We start from the raw sequence: 20,625 nt of genomic DNA, 5'->3' as shown, positions 1-20,625 counted from the left end.
TCCGCCATGAGCTTCCGCGTCTTCGAACCCAGCTATGACTTCATCGACGACCGCCTCAACGTCTTCTTGGGCGATCGGCTGTCATCGGTGATCGCGGTGGTCGAGGGTCCGCTGCGCGTGGCGCTGGTCCTCTATGTGCTGCTCTACGGCTACGCCATCCTCCGGGGGGCGATCGCGGAGCCGGTGATGGATTTCGCCATCCGCTCCATCAAGCTCGCCTTCCTCTACGCCCTGGCGACGACGGCGGCCTACTCCAGTTTCGTCACCCAGCCGCTGTTCGTCGACCTGCCGGACGCCCTGACCCAGGCCGTCAGCGGCTCGGGCGCGCCCGATGTGGGGGCGGCCTTCGACCAGTTTCTCGCCTATGCCGGCTATCTCAGCGAGACCATCGCGCGTGAGGGATCCATGTTCGACCCGGCGCCCTATGTGGTCGCCGTTGCCGTGCTGCTCATCGGCGCCCTGGCCTGCGCCATCGGTTTCGGCGTGGTCATGGTGGCCAAGCTGGCGCTGGCGCTGCTGGTCACCCTGGGGCCCATCTTCATCGCCGCCGCCCTGTTCGACGCCACGCGTCGCTACTTCTTCGGCTGGCTCAGCCAGGCGGTGAACTATCTGGTTCTGTTCGCCCTCATCATCACCATCTTCCAGCTGATTCTGGCCCTGGTCCGGGACCAGTGGGGCGCCATCGAAGGCCAGGACCCGATGGTGGGCGGGCTGATCTTCATCGCCCTGTGTCTGCTCGGCGCGATCTTCTTCCTGCAGACCCCGGCCATCGCCGCGGGCGTAGCCGGCGGCGCCAGCGCCGGCCTCGCCGATTTCGCCAACGCCGCCGCCCTCGGCTCCAGCCGCTCGGGCCGCGCCTCCGGGCCGCTCGAGGCGGGCCGGGCCCCGCCGCGCGGCGGCGGCTCCATTCGACCCCAAGGACGCTGACCCATGCGCACCCTCCTTTTCCTCGCCGCTTTCTTGCCCCTCGCCCCCGGCTGCGCGTCTCTGGCGACAGACCGCCTGCCGGTCTGCGACGGCCAGGCCCGCCGCCCCGCCAACCCCCACGGATCCGTGCTCCTGCCACCCGCGCCTGTGGCTGGGGAACCGGCGACCGATCCCGCGGAGCCGTCGGACTCCTCCGCAGCCAGCCCGACGGGAGGATGCCCGTGAGCGCCGTTCCGTCCAGGGAGCTGAAGCGCTATTTCGCCGAGGCGAAGCGCTGGGATCAGGATCGATTGGGGGCCGCCATGCGCTCCAGACGCCTGGCCTGGGTCGTGGCCGCCACAGCCGGAGGGCTCGCCATCGCGGCCACCCTGGCCGTCGCCGGCCTGGCGCCGCTGAAGACGGTGGAGCCTTTCGTCATTCGCGTCGACCAGACAACCGGCGCGGTAGACTTGGCCCGCGGCCTTTCCGAGGAGACCGGCCCGGTCCGCTACGACGAGGCGGTCAGCAAATACTTCCTCGCCCGATATGTCCGCGCCCGCGAAGGCTATCTCCATGCGGCGACCGAGGAGAATTTCCGGCTGGTCTCCATCCTCTCGGCCCCGTCCGAACAGCGACGCTGGGCCGACCTGTTCCGGGGGACCAACCCGGCCAGCCCGCAAAACCTCTACGGCCAGGCGGCCGAAGCCTCGGTCTCGATCCGGGCTGTGGGCTTCATCAATCCGGAGGTGGCCAACGTCCGCTACCGACGCACCGTGCGGCGCGCCCAGCAGGTGGAAGAGAGCGACTGGATCGCCACCATCGGCTTTTCGTGGACGCGCGCGCCGATGACCGAGGCCGACCGGCTGCGCAATCCCCTGGGTTTCCAGGTGCTCTCCTATCGTACCGACCCGGAGGTGATCCGATGAGACCGCTCGCCGCGCTGTTCGGCGCATCCGTCCTCGCCCTGGCCGCGCCCGCCACGGCTCAGGACGACCGCATCCGCGACCTGACCTATACGCCTGGCGCCGTCTACGCCATTGAGGGCGCCTTCCGCACCGCGACCCAGGTCATCTTCTCGCCGGACGAGACCATCCGCCACGCCGCCATCGGCGACAGCGTCGCCTGGGAGGTGGCGGCCGAGGGGTCTGTGCTGTTCCTGAAGCCTCGCGAACGCCACGCCCCCACCAATCTGCTGGTCGTCACTGAAGGGCCCGGCGGAATCCGGCATTACGCCTTTGAGCTCGGCGCCCCGGGCGGGTCCGCCGCCGTCTACCAGGTCCGCTTCCGCTATCCGGCCGACGAGCGCGCCGCCGCCGAGGCCGCCCTGGCGCGCGCCGCCGAAGCCGCCGAGACCCGTCTGGTCGGGCTCGAGCTGGCCCGGGGCGCCGTGGAGGGCCGCCGCAACCTGGCCTATTCCGTTCAGGGCGACCCTGCCCTGCAGCCCAGCGAGATCAGCGACAACGGCCGCTTCACCGTCCTGCGCTTCCCCGGCGGCCAGGCCATCCCCGCCCTGTTCGAGGCGGACGGCCAGACCGAACGGCTGGTGCCCTATGACGTCCGGGGCGAGTTCGTGGTCATCCATGGCGTGGTGCGCGGCCTGCGCCTGCGGCGCGGCCAAACGGTCCTTTGCATCTACAATGAGGCGTTCGACGATCGGGCCGGGGCGACGGGCACCGGCACGGCCTCGTCCCAGGTCGAGCGCATTCCGACGGGAGGCGCGTCGTGAGCGAGCCGAATGATCCGATCGACTCCCGCCCCGAAGACGACGTCCCCGAACCCCGGAGTCCGCAGGAGACCCCGACCACGGCGGACCGGTCCATTTCCCCGGTCGCCGGGCGTCTGGGCGGGCCGCGCAGCCGCTGGATCACCCTGGCCGCCCTGGCGGCGGGCTGCGGCGCCTTCCTGTTCGCCACCTGGGACCAGGGCGACCGCCCGGCCCGCGCGCCCTCCGATGAACCGGCCCGGCAGTTCGTCCCTTTTGAGCCCGCCCCGCCGCCGGCGGAGCCGCCGCTGCTGTCCGGCCGCGACCCGGATCCAGAGGCGCCCTCGCTGACGGGCGAGCCCGTGCCCGCGCTCGACGCCGGCGCATCCGCCCCCCCGGAGGCTGGCGGCCCATCGCCCGAGGACCAGCGACGCGCCCTGGCCGAAAGCGCCCGGCGCGCCCCGGTTCTCGCCTACAGCCGCGCCGGCGGCGGCGCGCGCCCGACCTTCGGCGAGGGGCTCGAGATCGAACCTTCCGACGCCGCGGAACCCACGTCCCTGGACCGGCTGCGGCAGGCCGGCCCGATCGATCGGGCCCAGGCGGACCGCCTGCCCGACCGGCGCTTCCTCCTCACCGCCGGCTCAAGCCTTCCCTGCATTCTGCAGACGGCCATGGACAGTTCCACGCCCGGCTTCGTCAGCTGCATCACGCCCCGCGACGTCTGGTCCGACGACGGCGCCGTGGTGTTGATGGAGCGGGGCACGCGGGTTCTGGGCGAGTATCGCTCCGGCCTGCAGCGCGGCCGCGGCCGGCTGTTCGTTCTGTGGACCCGCGCTGTCACCCCCGAGGGGGTGGCCGTGACCCTGGCCTCGCCGGCCGCCGACGCCCTGGGCCGGGCCGGGTTCGACGGCCGCATCGACAGCCATTTCTGGGAGCGGTTCGGCGGCGCCCTTGTGCTCAGCATCGTCGACGGCGCGGGCCATGCCGCCATGGACGCCGGCGCCGGGCGCGGCATGGTCCGCGCCCCGTCCGACGCCGCCTCGGTCGCCCTTCAGGAGTCCGTCGGCATTCCCCCGACGCTCAGGAAGGACCAGGGCAGCGAGGTTTCCATCTTCGTGGCCCGGGATCTGGACTTCGCTTCGGTCTATCGGCTGAGGTCGCGCTGATGGGCGACACCGCCGTCCTCGACCACTACCTGGCGCCGCTTCGCCCGCTGCTGGAGCCCGCCGACGTCACCGAGCTGGTGATCAATCGGCCCGGCGAGGTCGGCGTCGAACGATCCGGCCGTTGGACTTGGCGGGACGTGCCGGAGCTGTCCGAGCCCTGGTTGCGGACCCTGGCCGTGGCGGCCGCCGCCCATACCCGCCAGGACGTGGGGCCGGACCGGCCGATCTGCTCCACCGTCCTGCCCGGCCAGGAACGCTGCCAGATCGTCCTGCCGCCGGTGGTCCCGGAAGGCACGGTGTCCCTCACCATCCGCAAGCCCTCGCGGCGGCGGCTGACCCTGCAGGATTTCCAGGCCGGCGGCCTGTTCGAGACCACGGCCGTGGCCCGCGACGACGAAATCCACGCCATCGACGCGGAGTTGATCCGGCTGCGCGATCAGGGCCACTGGCCGGCCTTCTTCCGCCTGGCCGTGGAGGCGCGCCGCAACATCCTGGTCTCCGGGGCCACCGGCTCGGGCAAGACCACCTTCGCCAAGGGCCTGATCGATCTGATCCCGGCGGACGAACGGCTCCTGACCATCGAGGACACCCGCGAACTGGTCGCGCCCCACCGCAACATCGTCCACATGATCTATTCCAAGGACGGCCAGGGTCTGGCGCCGGTCGGGCCCAAGGCGCTTCTGGAGAGCGCGCTTCGCATGCGCCCGGACCGCATCCTGCTCCAGGAGCTTCGGGACGGCAGCGCCTTCTTCTTCCTCCGCAACGTCAACTCCGGCCATCCGGGCTCGATCACCACGGTCCACGCCGATTCCGCCGCCCTGGCCTTCGAGCAGTTGACCCTGCTGGTGCGGGAATCCGAAGGCGGCCGCGATCTGCCGCGCGACGATATCCGGGCCCTGCTGCATCTGCTGATCGACGTGGTGGTGCAGATGAAGAAGGTGGAGGGCCGCTTCCATATGACCGAGGTCTGGCATGAGCCGCTTCGCAAGCGCAGCAACGCGGCCTGACGCCGCCAGACTGGCCGTCGGCCTCCTGGCCGCCCTGGTGTTCGTGACGGTGGGCGGCGGGACCATCGCCCTGGTCGGCCTCGGCCAGTTTTCCGGCGACATCGACCCCGCGAGGGTCCCCGCCTGGTTCTGGTACTACCGCGGCGATCCCCAGGTGCGGCGCTGGCTCCTCATCGGCGCCGCCTCCACCGGTTTGCTGGTGCTGCTGGCCGGGGCGGGCGCCGCCCTTTCCCGGCGCCGGCCCCTCCACGGCGCCGCCCGCTGGGCCACCGGGGCCGAACAGCGCGCCGCCGGCCTGCGCGCCGGGGGCGGAATCCTCCTCGGCCACGCCTCGGGCGGCGGCTTCCTGGTCTCGGACGGGCCCGAGCATGTGATGCTCTACGCCCCGACCCGGACGGGCAAGGGCGTGGGGGTCGTGATCCCCAATCTCCTGGCCTGGCCCCATTCGGTCGTGGCGCTGGACATCAAGCGCGAGAATTTCGCCGCCACGGCGGGCTTTCGCGCGGAGGGCGGCCAGCGGGTGCTGCTGTTCGACCCCCTGGCGCTCGACGGCCGCACGGCGCGCTTCAACCCGCTGGGCCACATCAACCGCGCCGACCCCACCGCCGTCCTGGACGAACTGCAGCGCATGGCCGCCATGCTGTTCCCCGGCCACGACCATGCCGATCCGTTCTGGGCGGAAGCCGCCCGCACGGGCTTCATCGGGGTGGGCGCCTATGTGGCCGCCAGCCCGCCCCTGCCCTTCACCCTGGGCGAGGTCTTCCGCCAGCTGACCGGGGACGACCCGCGCCGGCGCTTCCCCGCGGCGATCGAGGCCCGCCGCCAGGCCGGCGATCCGCTGCCGCCCGCCTGCGCCTCGGCTCTCCATGACTTCTGCAGCTCCAGCGAGAACACCTTCGCCTCCATCCGACAGTCGATCACCACCCGCATGGGCCTGTGGCTGAACCCTGCGGTGGACGCGGCCACCAGCGCCAGCGACTTCGACCTCCGCGACCTGCGGCAAGGGACGACGTCACTCTATCTCGGCGCGACCCCCGACAACCTGCTGCGAGTGGCCCCGCTCTACAGCCTGCTGTTCCAGCAGCTGGTGGATCTCAACAGCCGCCGCCTGCCCGGACCCGACGACCAGCCGGTTCTGGTCCTGCTGGACGAGTTCGCCCGGCTCGGCCCGGCGCCCGTGCTGGCCCACGCCTTCTCCTGGGTGGCCGGCTACGGGCTGCGGCTGCTGCCGGTGATCCAGAGCCCGTCGCAGCTGCGTGGACTCTACGGCCCGGATTTGGCCGAGGACATCCTCGCCAACTGCGGCGTGGAGGTGGTGTTCGCCCCCAAGGCTTTGAAGACCGCCCAGGACCTCAGCGAACGCCTCGGCGCCTACACCTATAAGGCCCAGAGCCGCAGCCGCCCGCGCGGCCTCGGCCCCGGGCGGCGCACCCTCACCGCCTCGGACCAGCGCCGGCCGCTGATGCTGCCGCAGGAACTGATCCAGCTGCCGTCATCCGCCCTGATGGTGTTCAAGGCCGGAACCCCGCCGATCCGCGGGCGCAAGATCGTCTACTACCGCGAGGCGGCGTTCCGCCGCCGCCTGCGTCCGCCACCCGAGATCGCCCGCGCCCCCGCCCCGGCGCCGCCGACCCAGCCGGGCGGCGCACCGGCCTATCCTGTTTCATCGCCAACCCCGGAGGACCCCGAGATGGAATTCGACGCCATCGTCCGCGCCTTCGCCGAGGAGGGGCTGCCGCCGCCCGCCCACGGCGCCTCGGAAGGCGAGGTCCGCGACTGGCTTGACCGTGTCGCGGCCGCGCCGCCGTCGCCGGCCCGGGAGCGTGCGCCATGACCGATGCGACCCCATCGCGCGACCGCGCCAAAGCCGGCACGGCCGCCAACCAGATCGGGCCGGATCGCGCCCGGCCCGGCGAGCCCCGGGCCCGCTCGGTCGCCAAGGGCGACGTGCCCCAGACCCTGCTGGACCGCTATCTGATCGAGCGCGACCTGAGGGGCCGGCCGGAACGCTTTTACCGCGATCACCGGACGGCCGACCCGGCCTTCCGGGACACGGGCCGGCGGCTGAGTGCCGACCGGGCCTATCCGGACACCGTGGCCGACATGCTCAAGGTCGCCCGGCATCGCGGCTGGTCACGCCTGAAGGTCGAGGGCGAGGCGGCCTTCCGGCGCGAGGTCTGGGTCCAGGCCCGGGCCATGGGGCTGGAGGTCCAGGGGTATCGCCCGCGAGACCGGGACCGAGGGGCGGCGGGCCTGCCGCACGGCCGGGCACAGCTCGAACAGCGGCTGCGCATGGCCTCCACCGTGGTCCGCACCCTGATCGCCGCCCCGGAGGCGCAACAACGTCTGATCGCCCATGCGGCCGCGCGGCTTGGCCTGGACAGGGAGACCAGGACCCGCCGGTCTCCCGAGATTCGGCGGGCGCGGACGCGCTGAGCGCAGCCTAGAGGGCCAGCGCCCTGGTCAAATCCTCATGTTCGAAGGCGCTCTGCATGCGCTTGATCTCCGCGGCCCGCGCGCCTCGCCGCCCCGCAGCCTCCCGCCAGGTCGCGGTCACCTCGGCCACGGCCTTGACCGCCGTCCGCGCATCCGCCGGCGGCAGGTTGAAATACCCGGCCACCTCCAGCACCAGACCCAGGTCGCAGTCGAAGGCGTCAGGACCGATCCCGGTGGTCATGATCCGCGCCCGTACATCGGTCGGAGTCGGATTGACATCATAGACCGGCGACAGCCGCCAACCCGCCTTGCCAGACCAGAGGAAGCCGTGATTGCGCAGATGATCGTCCACATTGGAGACCAGCACATTGAACACCATGCGCCGGTAAAGTTCGGCGGCGTCGGCGCCGACATCGGCGCCCACGCCGGCGAGCACGTCCATCAGCTCGGGATAGCTGGCCTGCTCACCGTCCCTGAGCCCCATCATGGACAGGGCGGACAGGAAGGGAATGCGCCGGGCGCCGTCCCGATCGAAGCGATGGGACAGCAGCACCGGCTTGCCCGCCGCGACCACCAGATCGTGTTCGGCTGTCCGGATGCCCGCCTGCTGCGCCAGATCGAGCGCGACCGCCTCCCAGGTCTCCAGACTGTAGTCGTCGGTCTCCTTGGGAAATTTGGCGATCGACAGCCGGCCGTGCTGGTCGATGACCGAAGCCTTGGGCCGCGCTCCGCCGAGGGAGGAGCCCGGCGCGAAGATCATCTGCAGATCCTCCTCCGTCTCCTCATCACGGCCGATGCGTTCGGTGATCTGCAGCAGGCGGCCCAGTTCCAGGGCGCCCGGCACGCCCTGGCCGCGCTCGCTCAGGAAGACGTCGCCGCCGGCCAGGCGGAAACGCAGGGCGCCCAGACGCGAGACGTCGGAGACGCCGAGCAGATAGTCCACGTCCTGCAGGGTGCGGACCGGCCGCTTCTCCCGTTCGGCCGCCTTGCGCTCGGCCCGCTGCATCAGACGCCGGCCCCAGGTGTCCGGGGCGGAGTCTCCGATGGCCCCGAACAGCGGCGCCCCGTTCGCGGGGACGAAGGCGCCCCGGGTCAGTTGCAGGGCCGGCTCAAGCGAGAACCGGGCCGCGTGATCCAGCCAGGCGTCGTGATACTCGAAGGTGACGGTTTCCTGCCCCCGGCCAGGCCGCCGCCGCAATGTGCCGACCCGCAGGGCTTCGCCGTCCAGGTCGATGTGGACCTCCACGTCGGTCATGACGACGACCTTGTCTTCCGCGGCAGGCGTGCGCGCTGAGGCAGGGCTCCGGCCGCCAGGGTCAGGCCCGTCTCGTCGCGGCGGGCGTCGGCCACATCGCTCAAACCGTCGAGAAGCCCCAACGCCTGGAGGACGGCGGCGTAGATGCCGATGCCGACGCCGGGATCGCCGGCCTCGATCCGCTGCAGGGTCGGGCGGCTGGTGAAGGCGCGCGCCGCCACCACGCTCGCGGGCAAGGCACGACGCAGCCGCGCCTCCTTGATGTCGAGACCGAGCTTTTTCAGGCTGCGGCGAACCGCCAAAGGCGCGCGATGGGGCGTCGGCATGTAAACATCTCTTTCCGTAAACGCGACTTTACGTAACACGAAGTTGACATTCTGTCAGCCAAAGATTGACGACCCATCAAGCGCGCCACGGTGTGTGGTCGCTAACGCCCTGTGCGCAGCGGCGCTCGCCGGGGATCACGAGAGGCACGAAAGCCCGGTTCAGCGCCCCACGCGGATCAACGAGGCTGCCTGGAGAGATGGTTCTGCAGTGAGGCCGACGCTGAAGCTGCGGGAGGGCGGGCTCCAAGGGGCTGAGACTTCCGCCGCCCTGGCGCTCAATCATCCACATGAATCCGGAACAAACGGCGAACTTTTACTCGACTCCGAGCCCCTCCAGGCCGTAGCGATCCACCCGGGTCGGCGGTCTTTCCTGGGGAGTCCGCTGTGAGCGAAACCATCATAATCATCAGGCGCATGGCCGAGGCCGCCGAGGGCGACCTTGGGGCGGACTTCCGGGCCGGCCTGTGTGTCGGCATAGCCGAAGCCCAGCGACTGGCGCCCGGCTTTCTGGAGGGCATACGCCGAACCGAAGGACAGCGGCCCCTGGCCAACATCGCCCTGCGCGCCTCCCGGCTGAGGGCGGAATGAGCGGACACAAGGGCATCTCCACAAAGCAGGCGCTCACAATCGAGGACCTGGCTGAGCTGGTCGAGATTCACAGGCGGCTGCAGCGCATGCACAGCACCCTGAACCACGCTTCCGTTCAGCAGCTACCGCTCATGGCGGCGTCCGCCACTGTGAAGGCGGCCTGGGCTGAACTGAGCGGCGCGGGATGGGCCTGGGCCTATCCATCGACGGCGATGCCCCTGGATGGCGTTCCGGCGGAGGTGAAGGCCCGAGAGCGACACGAACACAGGCCCATGCGCCCCATTGGCCCCCTAGCAACCGAAGACCTCGAACCGAACACATCTCCGCATACGCAGAAGGCCCCGCCGGTGCGAACCGGCGGGGCCTGATCAAGTCATCTGATCGCGGTCCTCAGTCTGCGGCGCCGAACCCCGCGGGGCCGCCGGCGCCCTGCGATCCTTCGCCGCCCGTGGCGGGCGCGCCGCGCTCCTGGCCCGGCTGGTTCTCGTTGGGGGTCAGTTCGGGCGTATCCCCGTCTACAGGCTGGCCCTGGTCGTTGTTTTGTTCATTCGCTTGGTCGGTCATGGCACTCTCCAATGGTTGCTCCGGCCAACCGGGGGAAAGGGGCGCTTGTTCCCCCGGACTCCCCGATGAACCGGCTTCGCGCTAACCTCGGCCCATGTCGCCGCTGGATCCGCCGCCGCTCACGCCCATGACCGTCCATCGGTCGCTCCTTCCGGACATCCGCCGCGGGTCCGTATTCATTCTGGGCGAGGAAGAACTGCTGGTGGCCGACGAGCCGCGCATTGAGGGTGAATTCTGGCGCTTCCACGCACGGCGCAACGAGCGGCCGAACGCATGAGGCCCCGCCTCATATCCGTTGTGGGCTGGGCGACCGCGGGCGTCATCGCCCTGGTCCTCATCATCAACGATGACGTCCGGAACGCTCTGCCGGAGGCGCTCCGGGGATCGCCGTACTGGATTCTTGGAAGCGCCTCGGGTTTCGCCCTGTTCTGGGGCGTGCGCCGGCTGTCGAGAGCGCTTCGCCCCGAACGGACGCCGGCCGACCGCTGATGTGCAATCTGTACTCAATCCGCAAGGGTCCGGCCGCGATCCTCGATCTGGCCCGCGCCATGCGGAACGACGCAGGCAATCTGGCACCGGGCGACATCTGGCCCGACGACGCCGCACCTGTGGTCCGCGCCGATGCCAACGGCGAACGCATCCTGAGCAGGGCCCGCTGGGGCATGCCCTCCCCCGCCTTCGCTCTGGAGGGCAAAAAGACGGACAGGGGCGTCACCAACATCCGCAACACCCGCTCCCCCCACTGGCGCCGCTGGCTGAGCGCCGCAAACCGCTGCTTGGTCCCCCTGACGGCCTTCAGCGAGCCAGGCCGCAACGCCGAGGGCAGATACGAACCGGTATGGTTCCGCCTGGCGGGCGATGACCCGGAACCCCTCGCCTTCTTCGCCGGCGTCTGGACGCCCCGCTGGACCAGCGTCCGCAAGCTGAAGGAGGGCGAGGTGTCCGCCGACCTGTTCGGCTTCCTGACCTGCGAGCCCAATGCCGAGGTCGCCGCCGTCCACCCCAAGGCCATGCCCGTCATCCTGACCGAATCCTCCGAGCTCGAGCTCTGGATGACGGCGCCGTGGGAGGTCGCAGCAGAACTGCAGCGACCGCTGCCCGACGGATCGCTTCGACGGTTTGAACCAACCGATCAGTCCTAGCTGGTTCCACACCACCTCGGGCGTCATCCGCTCCGATGCTGCTCGTTTCGCAGTCGAACTCTCAGCGGGCTGTTGCCACCACAGCTCGGCCTTCCGGTGCCCGGTTCGCGCGTACCCCGAGCGTCCGCAAGCGACGCATAGATGATCCCACCTCGGTCCGGGGCAAGACCGAGCCTGACGGACGGACGCGTCGTTTTTGGTCGTAGAGTCGGTGCGAGGTGTCGAGAGACGGAGGGAATGCGAGGATTTTGGGGCCAACCCATGGCAAGCCGCGAGGGGCCTGAGGAAGGTTAGAAGTGTGTTCTCGGCGGCGGCGAACTAACATGTCCCGCCCTGGGATGCGCGGACACTCGGGAAGGCCTAAGGGATGCGCGGAATCAGGACGCGTTCTCATCCTCGCCGTTCAGCTCGGTCGACCCACGCCCTTGCAGGCGGCCTCGTTGTCCGGCGCCCAACTGGGCAGCGTTACGAGCCGCCAATCGGAATTCTGCCAGACCGATCATTCGCGTGGATGGGATCAGGTCCTAAAGCGCGTAGCGCGCCCAGTTGATCCGGACATAGTCCGCCATGCCGCGAGCGGGGCTGTAGTGAGGGTATAGGCCCTTGAATGCGGCGAGCGCTGCTTCGAGCGTCAGGCCGCGGAAGGAGTCCGTGTGCTTGACCATGTAGAGAAATGCGATCGTGGGCGACCTGGAGGCGCCTTGATTGCAGTGCACGAGCACCTTGTCCAAGCCGATCCTTTCGTGAATGGCGGCCAAGGCGGCATCCACGAGTTCGGCGCCGATGTAGTTGACGTTGTCGACATCGACCAAGTTCAGGATCAACCGGCCAGGTCGATGCGCAATCAGATATTCCGGATGATCCTTGGATGCAGCCCTACCCGAATAGCCGAGCGCTTGGCGATGGTAAGGCTCCTTGCAGGCATGGATGATGAACCAGCCCGGGGCGCCCCGGGTTTGGCGCTCGTCGTGCTCGGAGCCGACATAAAGGTTCGGGAACACCTCGATCATTCTAGCCCCCTCTGTGACCAAGCGGTCGGATTCGCAGGCTTACAGCCAACACGGGATGTCCGGTAGCAATTAACACGGAAAGATTGATCTAATTCCCTAAGAGGCGGATGGTTAGCCTCTACGGGGGTGGGCGATGATCCAGAACTTGCATGCGTCAAAGGCGGCCTATTTCTATGACGTGGCTGAGCGCATTACCGACAAGGCCATCGATGAGCTATTTCGCGATCTGAGGCGGCAGGCGATTGAGCCCACGCAGAACTTCTTTCGCCATGATCGGGAGGCCCTCAACGGCGCCCGATGGTCGGCCATCTGTTTCGCCCATCATCGGAACCCCGGCTTTCTCGATCCTCCCCCGCGGCTGAAGGAGCGAGTCTACGGTTTTCTCATGCTTGTGGAACATGAGGGTAAGGTCGCCGTCCTCAAGTCCGGCCTCGATCTGACGACGGCCTTCAAGTCCAGGCATCTGGACCGGATCGACGCCGAGCGGGTCGAGGCGGCGCTTGCCCATAGCGACGCCATTTTTGAGAAGATGCGCCTGCGCAACCTCAGCCCGTCGAAGCACGTCCTGCGGTCAAAGATGCTGGAATCTGAAGACCTGCGAAACGTCGTGGGACCCGCCGGCAGCAGTCGGTTCGCGCCTCAGGGCTATACCCTGCGCCGCGATGACAGGCACTATACGACGACGCCCAGCACGGGACGCATCTCGCAGCGATCAGACACGGCAGGGCACGAAGAGCTCGTGCCCTGGTGTGTGGGCATGATCGATGAACTCAGAAATCAAAACGCTCCGGTCGCTGCATTTTTGCGGACATTCGCGCGGTCGGTCAGCCTGGCGACCTACGGAGGCCGCCTGCAGCCCACCTTCTTTTCGGTCAACACGGCGTTGTTGGCCGAGGAGCTTCTGGATGAGCACGGCCCGCTGCGGCTCGTGAGGGAGGATGGGGGGCAGCCGGTTGCTTTATCCCATGGAGAGGCGGCGGGCGTCCTCGAGTCGCTCGGCGCGAGTTTGGCGGTCCGCACAGTCAGGAAGGAGCTTCGCCTGGAGCCCACCGAGGGCCGCCGTCGAACGCTCGGCAAGCTCAAGATCAACAAGGGGCGCATCAGCCTGCGCAGTCTTGATCTGGCGGCCGCCGAAAGCCTGATCGTCGAACGCAAGACTGCCGGTCTTGGCAAGGATCCGGAGGGGCAGTCCCTGCGGTCGTACATCAACCGCGAAAGCCGCTTCATCGTCCTCTTCGAGGACCTGGCCTTGGCCTATATCGACGGCAACCTGTACCGCGACGATGTTTTGGCGGCGGGGGGCGAAGACCTGTTGAGATACCTTCTCACGGAGCGCTCTCTGGCGGACGCGGTCAGCGAAAAAGGCGGATTGACGCCGGTTCAGACGGTATTCGATCAGAATTCGGTGTTTGGGGTGGTGGTCAATCAGATCGCTCGTCATGACGACGTGCTGCTGTGCGATGATCTCGGCGACGAGTGGGCGGATTTTATCGGGTTGAACACCCTGGCCACACCGCCGACGGTCACCTTCTACCATGCCAAGCATAAGGGGCTGTCGCTCGGCGCGTCGCCTTTTCATGAGGCGGTCAGCCAGGCGCTCAAGAACTTGGGCAACATGGCGCTGCCAGACAGTGAGATGGGGCGCAAGGTCGCCTCTTGGGCGGGCGTCTACACCAAGGACAGGGTGACGTCGGCCATCCATCGCGTCGTCCGCGGTGACATCGCGACGGTCCCGGACACGATCAGCGCAGTGCGCTCGACTCCGGACATGATGCGCCGCGCCTATGTCGTAACCTCCTCGCTGAGCAAGCAGAGCGTCAGCGACGCCTTGAACGACATTAAGGCCGGTCACGCCCCGTCACCTCATTTCGTCCAGCTCTACTGGCTGCTGATGACCTTCGTGTCGGCTTGCAGCGAAGTGGGCGCGTATGGGCGGGTGGTGTGTCAGGAGTAGCTCTTGGGGCTGGCAGCCCCAAGAGAGTCCAACGAGGTGGCTGTGATGCAGGCATCAAGCGCGTATGCTTCAGTCAAGGCAGCGCCCCGCGCAGCCGTGAGCTAGGGCGCAAATGCGCCAGGAGCGGTCATCGACTTCTCGACCGAGAGCGGACATTCGCGTCTCGCATAGTGCTCCCTGCTATACGATATGGGTCAATAGTTTTCTGCCCGTGCAAGCCAGGGTCAGTCCTCTAGCAGCGGTGCGAACAGATTGTTCAAATCGTTGTTGTCGAATTTTTCTGTCAGTGTTCTTCGAGGGGTGAAGCTAGGCGTAGAGGCTCCTGAGGAGGTCTGATCCGAAAGCTCGGCAATCCTGTCTTCGACCGTCGATATAGCGCTGCCAAGCACGTCATCCGGGATGCTGTAGCGAGGCGCGAGCTTCTTCAGGGCATCGATGCGATCAGTGAGAGATGACTCGCTGTCCTCGTCGCTGACACGGCTGTAGTTGTCTTCAAACTCAGCGAGGGCTGCCTCCTCGAGCGCCGCTGAGATGGACTGCGGGACTCCGGGACCAGCTTCGTCGATGGCCTCAATGAAGTTCGCGAGCATGTCGCTAGAGGTGTATCGGATCGAATGGATTACAGCCCGTTCGACCGCCGCTAGGAACTCCTCCTCGTAAACGAACTGCCGGCCATAGCCACGATCTTTGAGGCGCGCGAATAGGCCGACGAGTGTTGATCCATCGGACCAAGCACCAAAGCTGCCCGGCGATGCGGCTAGGTTCATGATTGCATCCGCGAAGCGAACATCGTCGGTCGCCTGCCACCAGGCCATCAAAAGTGTCAGCCGACTTGAATGGGGCGCGTCGTGGTATTGCAGCGTCCGCGGGTCGTTCGGTTTGGCCTTCCAATGTGGGCGTGTCTCAACCATGTCGATCAAACCGACGCAGGCGACAGCGATCTTCTTCTGATCGCTTTGGTCGAATAGAAATTTCTCCTCTGCGTGAGACCACAACGACCGAATCCAATCGATCGAAGTTGCGCTTGGAGCGAGCCTGACGAGCAGGTCAGCATCAGAGAGATATTTGGAGAGGTAGTCTCTGAGCGACGGGTTCACGTAGGACACCATCTGTCCCGAGATCGTGACGAAGCTGCCTTCGAGGATGCGGAGCGCGTCTTCAAAATCCTTCGGGCCGTAAGGGGTAGAGTAGGCGCTGCTCATCAACGAATGAAGAGCATCGTATTGAGCGCGGAGTTCGCCAATCGACACGGCATACTCAGAGGCGAAAAACATCGCAAAAAGTAAGTTGCGGCATCGATTGTCGATGTGCGTCCTGAACGCCGTGTCCCAGATTTGGGTGGGGTCTTCCAACGCTTGAAGGAAGACATCTGGATATTCCGATGCGCCTATTTCGCTGACGCGGAATGCATCCGTCATGGCCTCGATGACGCGAGGATTGTAGTTCTTGTGGTCTATGATGGTTGCGAGGCTGCTGCTTTCAACAAGAGCCCGAATGTGCGTCTTCGGCGTTTCGGAGACGTCTAGGTGATTGTAGAGGATGCGAGCTTTGATGCGACGGGTGTAGATTCCGACGTCCAGCACGTACTTTGTGACATCAAGGCGATCATCTCCAAGATGCTCTGAAACCCTTCGGGCCTCTTCGAAAATGTAGCCTCTCGTCGTGAGGATGAACCTCGCATTTTTGGACCGCCGGACGCGGCTCATGAAGCGGGCAAGATCGGAGTCCTTGTGGGAGAGCGCCTGCTTGTCGAGGGCGACCCTGCCAAGGAAGTCATCGAAGAGAAAAATCTGCTGCTTCGTGTCGTTGATGGCGGCAAAGCCGTCGTCGAGGCTGCGGATCGGGACCAACTCCCAGTCTTCGCTGAGGTAGGCGTACGACAGCATCTCCGCGAGGGTGGTTTTGCCAACGCCTGGCGGCCCCGAGATAATCAGGACGTGATGCTTCTCAAGCTTTGTGAGTGATTGGTCGAAGCTCGGGTTGGGGGCGTAGACTCTGACTTTTTGCTCGATGTCTTCGCGGGTGATCGCGGCGTAGGCATGCGCCGCCGACCTCAACATGCGATCAAGAACGCCGGTTCCTGAAAGCCACAACTTGATGTGCGATTTCAGGATGTCGGGATATCTTCTCAGCAGGCCGTTCAAATCTTCGGGTCCGAAAATATCGGACTGAGACAGAAGGCTAGGGCCGATGATCGTGGCGAGTTCTGCTTTGCTCGGGGGAGAAAGCTTGCAGGAAGTCGCCAAGACGTATCGATCGGGTGCAAGCGTATCGATCGATTTGCGTTCGCGCTTCATGGCGCTCTTCAGCTTGCTGTAGGGCGACCCTTCGTAGTGCTTCGCTTGTAGAATGATGTTGCCTTGGGCGTTAGCATGGCGACCATCGATTCCGCCGTCTGGACCTACGCAAAAGGCTTCGAAGCGAACGCTGAGCTCCTTGCCGATCAGATCGCGGACAAGGTCTTCGAAGTCTGGGGCCGAAAGATTTTTGAAGTCATAGGTCATGCGGCACCCTCAGCCGCCGCCGCTTGGGGCTGATGCTGGGGCTGGGGCGCTTGCGCCAATGCAGCGATGGCTTCCGGCCCCATCATCATTTCGTAGTGGGCCGTGTGTTGGGACACTTCGAAAATTCGCCTGAAGACGTCGAGGTAGCGTTCAATCACCGCGTCGTCGGTGGAAACGTAGAGGTCATCGTTGAAGCTATGAGAACCGTCGTTGACCCAAGAGAACAAAGCGCCACAGATGAGTTGGTCTCTACCCTCAAACTGAGCAACGATTGTGTCCTTGTCGATATTTCCCAAAATCTTGAAATAGTTTTCGATGATGCGTCGAAGCGTATTCTGAATTGTCGTCTTTGAACGCTCGGGTGATCTCACCTCGCTCCAAAGTAGTTCGTAGGACGTGCTGATCGGATTGTGGTTGTAGCTCACCACTCTGGTAACGTTGTCCGTCTTTCGGACAATCCAGAATGTTTCGTGAGCTCGACATTCTTTGCCACGTTTCTGGTCGAACGAAACCTCTTTGTGGAAATAGATATTGTGAGTGAGAAGAAAGACCTGCTTGATATGTCCGGTTCCGGCGCAGGCTCCGTCAACGATTTTTCGAATGAGAGCACTGACGATGAACAGGACGTCGCTGTCTAAACTCGACACCGGATCGTCAAAAACTATGACCCGATCAGCGTTGATCCCGCTGGTGGTCATGCTGCCTTTTATGAGGTGGTAGAAATACAGGAAGGTGATGAAGCTCCGCTCGCCTTCGCTGAGTGTCGTGGCCGCTTCGCTGCCATCGCCTCGAATGATCTCATATAGGTTCTGGTGGTCTCCGGCGGTCGCCAGTCTGAAACCGGTAAACCCGAAAGAGGTCAGGATTGAATTGATTTCGGTGACGGTTGGCTCAACGCTCGTCACCCCCTTCTCAAGTTCGGAGAGTTCTGCACGTGCCTGGGCGAGGGAAGCCCTTTTTGCGGCGAGCCCTGCGGTCAATCCAGCAACGGCTCTGTCTAGCGCGGTCTTGCGGGTGTCGTAGTCGACGAAGCTGGCGCGAGAACTTTCGACCAAGCATTTCCAAACCTGAGAGATCAGGCTGGCGCGTTCATTCGCAAGGTTGTCGACCAACGCATTGTGAGCCGCGACTTCGTCATTTACCGCCGCGATTCTGGACGCGAGCGAGGCAGCAATTTCGGCGAGGCCTTCAAGGGTGATTTGGGAGCTGGCTTCTTTACGCTTCCGCTCCAGTTGGCGAAGGTTAGTTTGAACCTTGCTCCTGAAACGATCAACGTCGGCGCGGAATGCCTCGGCATCCAGGAACTGGTTTCCCGACGCTGCGGTCTCTTCAAGACGCTCCAGCAGCAAGGTCGATGTTGCGAGGTAGGCGTCCTGCGTCCGATCAACCGAGGCTAGATCGTTGAGGTATGTCTCATCGAAATATTCGTCGAGCTTGCGTTTGAGATCGGAGGGTACGTCCTGCTGGCAATAGGGGCAGGCCGACCCAGCTTGTTCGGCATACGCCATGCCCTGTCGAACCCAGTCGCTGTTCCCAAGTCTGCGCATCAACGCAGCGATGTCGATGTCCTCTTTGCCAACGACCTTTTTGGCGAGGACGGGCTCTAGTTCGAGGGCTACGAGATCGGCGGCGTCGAAAGGCGGTAGCGCTCCTGCGCGGTCTAGTCCCGCTGAGAAAACTGTGCCGGCCCTCTTCTGGAGCTCCTCCAGCGGGACGATGGCTGACGTGTTGCCAGCCCATTCCAGAAGAATCTTGTCGCAGAAGCTGGAGCGCGAGTTTCGGAAGCCTGTGAAGGCTTCTTGGAAAACAGGATCGTGGGTGGTTTTAATCGCCCAAGCGATCGCCTCAAAACCTGTCCGAAGTGTGCGGAGCTCTTCGCGTTTACCCGATGAGTGATCCTCGGGGCCGAGCGTATTTTCCAGGCCGCTGATGTCAGCGAGAAGAGCGCGGACTTTTTTTGACGCTGCTTCGATCTTCGCGAGAGTGTCCCCCTCGGTTTGCCCAAGGGTGAAGATGCCGCGCATCTGGTGAGCGAAGTTGGCGGACGCGAAATCGCTGTTGTAAACGAGGCATTCAAGTTCTCGGCCAGCAGCCCATGTGAGAGAGCAACTGGGTCGGGCTGATGGATCGGCAATAACGCGAGAGATCGTCGTTTTGCCCGACCCGTTCGTGCCGAAGATGAAGTTGAGCGGGCGCAATCCGGTGAGGGTCTGGCCCTCGGCGGAATAGCTCGCCACCCCAGCGATTTTGATTTGCTCCAACATCGTTGCCGCTCCTTGGGGCAACTTGTTTTCTGTATGGCCGCCCGCCCTAGCTTGACGATACCTACTGCGGTTGGAAGAGGAAACACAATCTATAGGCGATCCAAATGGTTCACCTTCAGGGTCAACTTAGATCCTGGCGCCGAGATAAGGCATTGCGGGAGCGAACTGGCGCCAGGCAGACATTCCGAACCGCCGCTATGAGCCCCGCAGCGACATTCACCGGTCCCTCCCATCGTCTGCCGACTGCCGCCCGTTGCCCTGCCGGACCAAGGCGTTCCGCTGAAGATCCAGCTTGGGCAAACGGCGCATGTATTCCATCAATGCGGCACCCAACGCCCGGTCCTCCGGCCGAGCGGACCGCGAGAGAGCGATTGCTTCAGCCGCTAACGACCGGCGTATGCGCACCTGCCTCTCCCGGCGCTCGCGCTCCCAAGGTGGCTCGGCCTGCTTTGCTGAGCCGTCAGCCCGATTAACATCGATCAAGGCGCGATGTGCGTGTCCGGCCTTTTCCAGAAGACGTTCCCGCATCTTCCGAAGTGGAGTGCGCTCGGCCTTTCCTGCCATCCCGCGCGCCCGCCGAGGACTGGCCTCCGCTTCAATGCCTCGATCACGAAGCGCTTGGGCAAAACGCTGGCGCCATGCCTCTAGGTCCGCCTTTCTCGGATTGAGCCGAGTGCCGTCCGATCCCAGCGCCCTCACCGTCAGATGCACGTGGGGATGGCCGCCTTCATCATGCAGGGCGAATACGTATGGGAAGCGCTCCCCGAACGCCTCTGCGGCGAATGCCCGCGCCGCATCGTGCAGCCGCATCGCGTCCGTGCCCCTCGGCATGCTAAGGACGATGGACCGGGACAGCGGACGATCACGCCGGGCGCCCGGCTCCAGCGCCGCCTCTGCCGCCCAAGCCGCCGCCAGCGTCTTCATCTCCATTCGTCCCGCAAGCCGCTCCCCATCGGGCCCCTCCAGGGTCAGCTTGCCGTTACGCCCGATGTAATCCAAATGCCGCATCAGGTGGCCGCCATCGCGGGTGCTTCCCGTGACCTTGACCATCACCTCTGGCGTCCGGCGGATAATGCGCGCCAGCTGAGCGTAGGCTGCCGCATCACCACGACGCCCGGGCGGCCTCAGCACCGGCTGGGTGATGCGCGCTCGGCGCACGTTGATGGGCGGGCGCAGCGCCTCCTCGAACCCGAGCGGGCGGCGGAAGTCGCTCATGACTCTACCGACCAATAGGCCAGGTTGCCTACGAAGGCATCCTCCAGTCCGTCTATGTTGCATCGAATCTCAGTAGCGAAGGCGGCGAGCTGGGCCACCTCCAACTCCAGAACGGCGCCTTCCATGACCGCCGTGTTCAAGGCCCGGGCGATCTGGTTGATGTTGACGCCGATGCGATGAAGCTCGCGCCGGACGCCGATCAGGGCCAGCGCTTCCGGCGGCGTCAGCTGCAGCCGCCCATGGAGTCGACGACGGATGAGCATGACCGCCCACTGGGTTCGCATCAGTCCAGCGCGGGCCGCCTCGGCCTCGAGCATCGCCATGTCTTCGCCCCCCAGCCGAAGAGTCAGCTTGGTCGACTTCGCGCCCAGGGAGCCCGGCTCGGGCGACGGCAGGGGTGCCTGCGCGGCCGCCTCCATGATCGTCCGCAGGTAGTGGGACCGTCCGCCGCGCGCAGTCGCCGCCGCGTCGAAACGGCAGGCCAGGTCGGGCGGGAGGCGAAGGGTGAAGCGGTCCATCGGGGAGCGGGTCTGTCAGACGTTGCCGGCGCAAAGCCTATCCTGCCCTAGACCGCGAACCGCCTCGC

At 65.7% G+C, this 20,625-nt stretch carries 21 protein-coding genes; 13 read left to right on the top strand and 8 right to left on the bottom strand.

The window, feature by feature from the left end:
* Positions 1–6: 6 nt before the first annotated feature.
* The 7 genes from IWC96_RS05160 (at position 7) to IWC96_RS05130 (ending at position 7,217) form a co-directional block, all read left to right on the top strand.
* Positions 7–927, top strand: coding sequence for a type IV secretion system protein (locus IWC96_RS05160; protein WP_196838494.1), 921 nt, complete (start codon positions 7–9; stop codon positions 925–927).
* Positions 928–1,148: 221 nt separating this feature from the next.
* The gene (locus IWC96_RS05155) at positions 1,149–1,832 is read left to right on the top strand and encodes a virB8 family protein (RefSeq protein WP_196838493.1); all 684 of its coding nucleotides are present in this window, start codon (positions 1,149–1,151) and stop codon (positions 1,830–1,832) included.
* Positions 1,829–2,632: a TrbG/VirB9 family P-type conjugative transfer protein gene (locus tag IWC96_RS05150; RefSeq protein ID WP_196838492.1), complete on the top strand. Its 804-nt coding sequence runs from the start codon at positions 1,829–1,831 to the stop codon at positions 2,630–2,632. The genes IWC96_RS05155 and IWC96_RS05150 overlap by 4 nt, the downstream gene beginning before the upstream one ends.
* Positions 2,629–3,774 carry a type IV secretion system protein VirB10 gene (virB10, locus tag IWC96_RS16195; RefSeq protein WP_196838491.1) on the top strand — a complete coding sequence of 382 codons (1,146 nt, stop codon included), beginning with the start codon at positions 2,629–2,631 and terminating at the stop codon, positions 3,772–3,774. The genes IWC96_RS05150 and virB10 overlap by 4 nt, the downstream gene beginning before the upstream one ends.
* On the top strand, positions 3,774–4,781 hold the full coding sequence (virB11, locus tag IWC96_RS05140; RefSeq protein WP_196838490.1) for a P-type DNA transfer ATPase VirB11: 1,008 nt from the start codon (positions 3,774–3,776) through the stop codon (positions 4,779–4,781). Before virB10 ends, virB11 begins: the two co-directional genes overlap by 1 nt.
* Positions 4,747–6,615: a type IV secretory system conjugative DNA transfer family protein gene (locus tag IWC96_RS05135; protein WP_196838489.1), complete on the top strand. Its 1,869-nt coding sequence runs from the start codon at positions 4,747–4,749 to the stop codon at positions 6,613–6,615. The genes virB11 and IWC96_RS05135 overlap by 35 nt, the downstream gene beginning before the upstream one ends.
* Positions 6,612–7,217 (top strand): LPD7 domain-containing protein, encoded by a 606-nt coding sequence (locus IWC96_RS05130; protein ID WP_196838488.1) that lies wholly within the window; start codon positions 6,612–6,614, stop codon positions 7,215–7,217. Before IWC96_RS05135 ends, IWC96_RS05130 begins: the two co-directional genes overlap by 4 nt.
* A 7-nt stretch (positions 7,218–7,224) precedes the next feature.
* Here IWC96_RS05130 and IWC96_RS05125 read toward each other — a convergent pair whose 3' ends face one another.
* Positions 7,225–8,472, bottom strand: coding sequence for a type II toxin-antitoxin system HipA family toxin (locus IWC96_RS05125; RefSeq protein WP_196838487.1), 1,248 nt, complete (start codon positions 8,470–8,472; stop codon positions 7,225–7,227).
* Complete coding sequence (locus tag IWC96_RS05120) at positions 8,469–8,798, bottom strand: XRE family transcriptional regulator (RefSeq protein WP_196838486.1); 330 nt, start codon at positions 8,796–8,798, stop codon at positions 8,469–8,471. Before IWC96_RS05120 ends, IWC96_RS05125 begins: the two co-directional genes overlap by 4 nt.
* A 384-nt stretch (positions 8,799–9,182) precedes the next feature.
* On the opposite strand from IWC96_RS05120, the gene IWC96_RS05115 reads away from it, so the two are divergent.
* Positions 9,183–9,386, top strand: coding sequence for a hypothetical protein (locus IWC96_RS05115; protein ID WP_196838485.1), 204 nt, complete (start codon positions 9,183–9,185; stop codon positions 9,384–9,386).
* Positions 9,383–9,754: a hypothetical protein gene (locus IWC96_RS05110; RefSeq protein WP_196838484.1), complete on the top strand. Its 372-nt coding sequence runs from the start codon at positions 9,383–9,385 to the stop codon at positions 9,752–9,754. Before IWC96_RS05115 ends, IWC96_RS05110 begins: the two co-directional genes overlap by 4 nt.
* Positions 9,755–9,776: 22 nt before the next feature.
* Here IWC96_RS05110 and IWC96_RS05105 read toward each other — a convergent pair whose 3' ends face one another.
* Complete coding sequence (locus IWC96_RS05105) at positions 9,777–9,950, bottom strand: hypothetical protein (RefSeq protein WP_196838483.1); 174 nt, start codon at positions 9,948–9,950, stop codon at positions 9,777–9,779.
* Positions 9,951–10,044: 94 nt separating this feature from the next.
* Between IWC96_RS05105 and IWC96_RS05100 the strand changes: the two genes are divergently transcribed.
* Genes IWC96_RS05100 through IWC96_RS05090 form a run of 3 tightly spaced genes read left to right on the top strand, consistent with a single transcriptional unit; the run spans position 10,045 to position 11,092 of the window.
* The gene (locus IWC96_RS05100) at positions 10,045–10,227 is read left to right on the top strand and encodes a hypothetical protein (protein WP_196838482.1); all 183 of its coding nucleotides are present in this window, start codon (positions 10,045–10,047) and stop codon (positions 10,225–10,227) included.
* Positions 10,224–10,439 (top strand): hypothetical protein, encoded by a 216-nt coding sequence (locus tag IWC96_RS05095; RefSeq protein WP_196838481.1) that lies wholly within the window; start codon positions 10,224–10,226, stop codon positions 10,437–10,439. The genes IWC96_RS05100 and IWC96_RS05095 overlap by 4 nt, the downstream gene beginning before the upstream one ends.
* The gene (locus IWC96_RS05090; RefSeq protein WP_196838480.1) at positions 10,439–11,092 is read left to right on the top strand and encodes an SOS response-associated peptidase; all 654 of its coding nucleotides are present in this window, start codon (positions 10,439–10,441) and stop codon (positions 11,090–11,092) included. Before IWC96_RS05095 ends, IWC96_RS05090 begins: the two co-directional genes overlap by 1 nt.
* 524 nt (positions 11,093–11,616) lie before the next feature.
* Here IWC96_RS05090 and IWC96_RS05085 read toward each other — a convergent pair.
* Positions 11,617–12,102: a dual specificity protein phosphatase family protein gene (locus tag IWC96_RS05085; protein ID WP_196838479.1), complete on the bottom strand. Its 486-nt coding sequence runs from the start codon at positions 12,100–12,102 to the stop codon at positions 11,617–11,619.
* A gap of 133 nt (positions 12,103–12,235) precedes the next feature.
* Here IWC96_RS05085 and IWC96_RS05080 point away from each other — a divergent pair, with 133 nt between their 5' ends.
* On the top strand, positions 12,236–14,056 hold the full coding sequence (locus tag IWC96_RS05080) for a hypothetical protein (protein ID WP_196838478.1): 1,821 nt from the start codon (positions 12,236–12,238) through the stop codon (positions 14,054–14,056).
* A gap of 224 nt (positions 14,057–14,280) precedes the next feature.
* Here IWC96_RS05080 and IWC96_RS05075 read toward each other — a convergent pair whose 3' ends face one another.
* From IWC96_RS05075 to IWC96_RS05060, 4 genes are all read right to left on the bottom strand, one after another.
* Positions 14,281–16,560: a restriction endonuclease gene (locus IWC96_RS05075; RefSeq protein WP_196838477.1), complete on the bottom strand. Its 2,280-nt coding sequence runs from the start codon at positions 16,558–16,560 to the stop codon at positions 14,281–14,283.
* Positions 16,557–18,824, bottom strand: a complete 2,268-nt coding sequence (locus IWC96_RS05070) for an AAA family ATPase (protein WP_196838476.1) — start codon at positions 18,822–18,824, stop codon at positions 16,557–16,559. The genes IWC96_RS05075 and IWC96_RS05070 overlap by 4 nt, the downstream gene beginning before the upstream one ends.
* Positions 18,825–19,040: 216 nt before the next feature.
* Positions 19,041–20,039 (bottom strand): hypothetical protein, encoded by a 999-nt coding sequence (locus IWC96_RS05065; RefSeq protein ID WP_231378897.1) that lies wholly within the window; start codon positions 20,037–20,039, stop codon positions 19,041–19,043.
* Positions 20,036–20,557, bottom strand: a complete 522-nt coding sequence (locus IWC96_RS05060; RefSeq protein WP_196838474.1) for a MobC family plasmid mobilization relaxosome protein — start codon at positions 20,555–20,557, stop codon at positions 20,036–20,038. The genes IWC96_RS05065 and IWC96_RS05060 overlap by 4 nt, the downstream gene beginning before the upstream one ends.
* Positions 20,558–20,625: the final 68 nt, after the last annotated feature.

This window comes from Brevundimonas sp. BAL450 (assembly GCF_015767455.1).
Classification (GTDB): domain Bacteria; phylum Pseudomonadota; class Alphaproteobacteria; order Caulobacterales; family Caulobacteraceae; genus Brevundimonas; species Brevundimonas abyssalis.
Note: the sequence above shows the minus strand (reverse complement) of the source record. Positions and strands in the feature narration are given on the sequence as shown.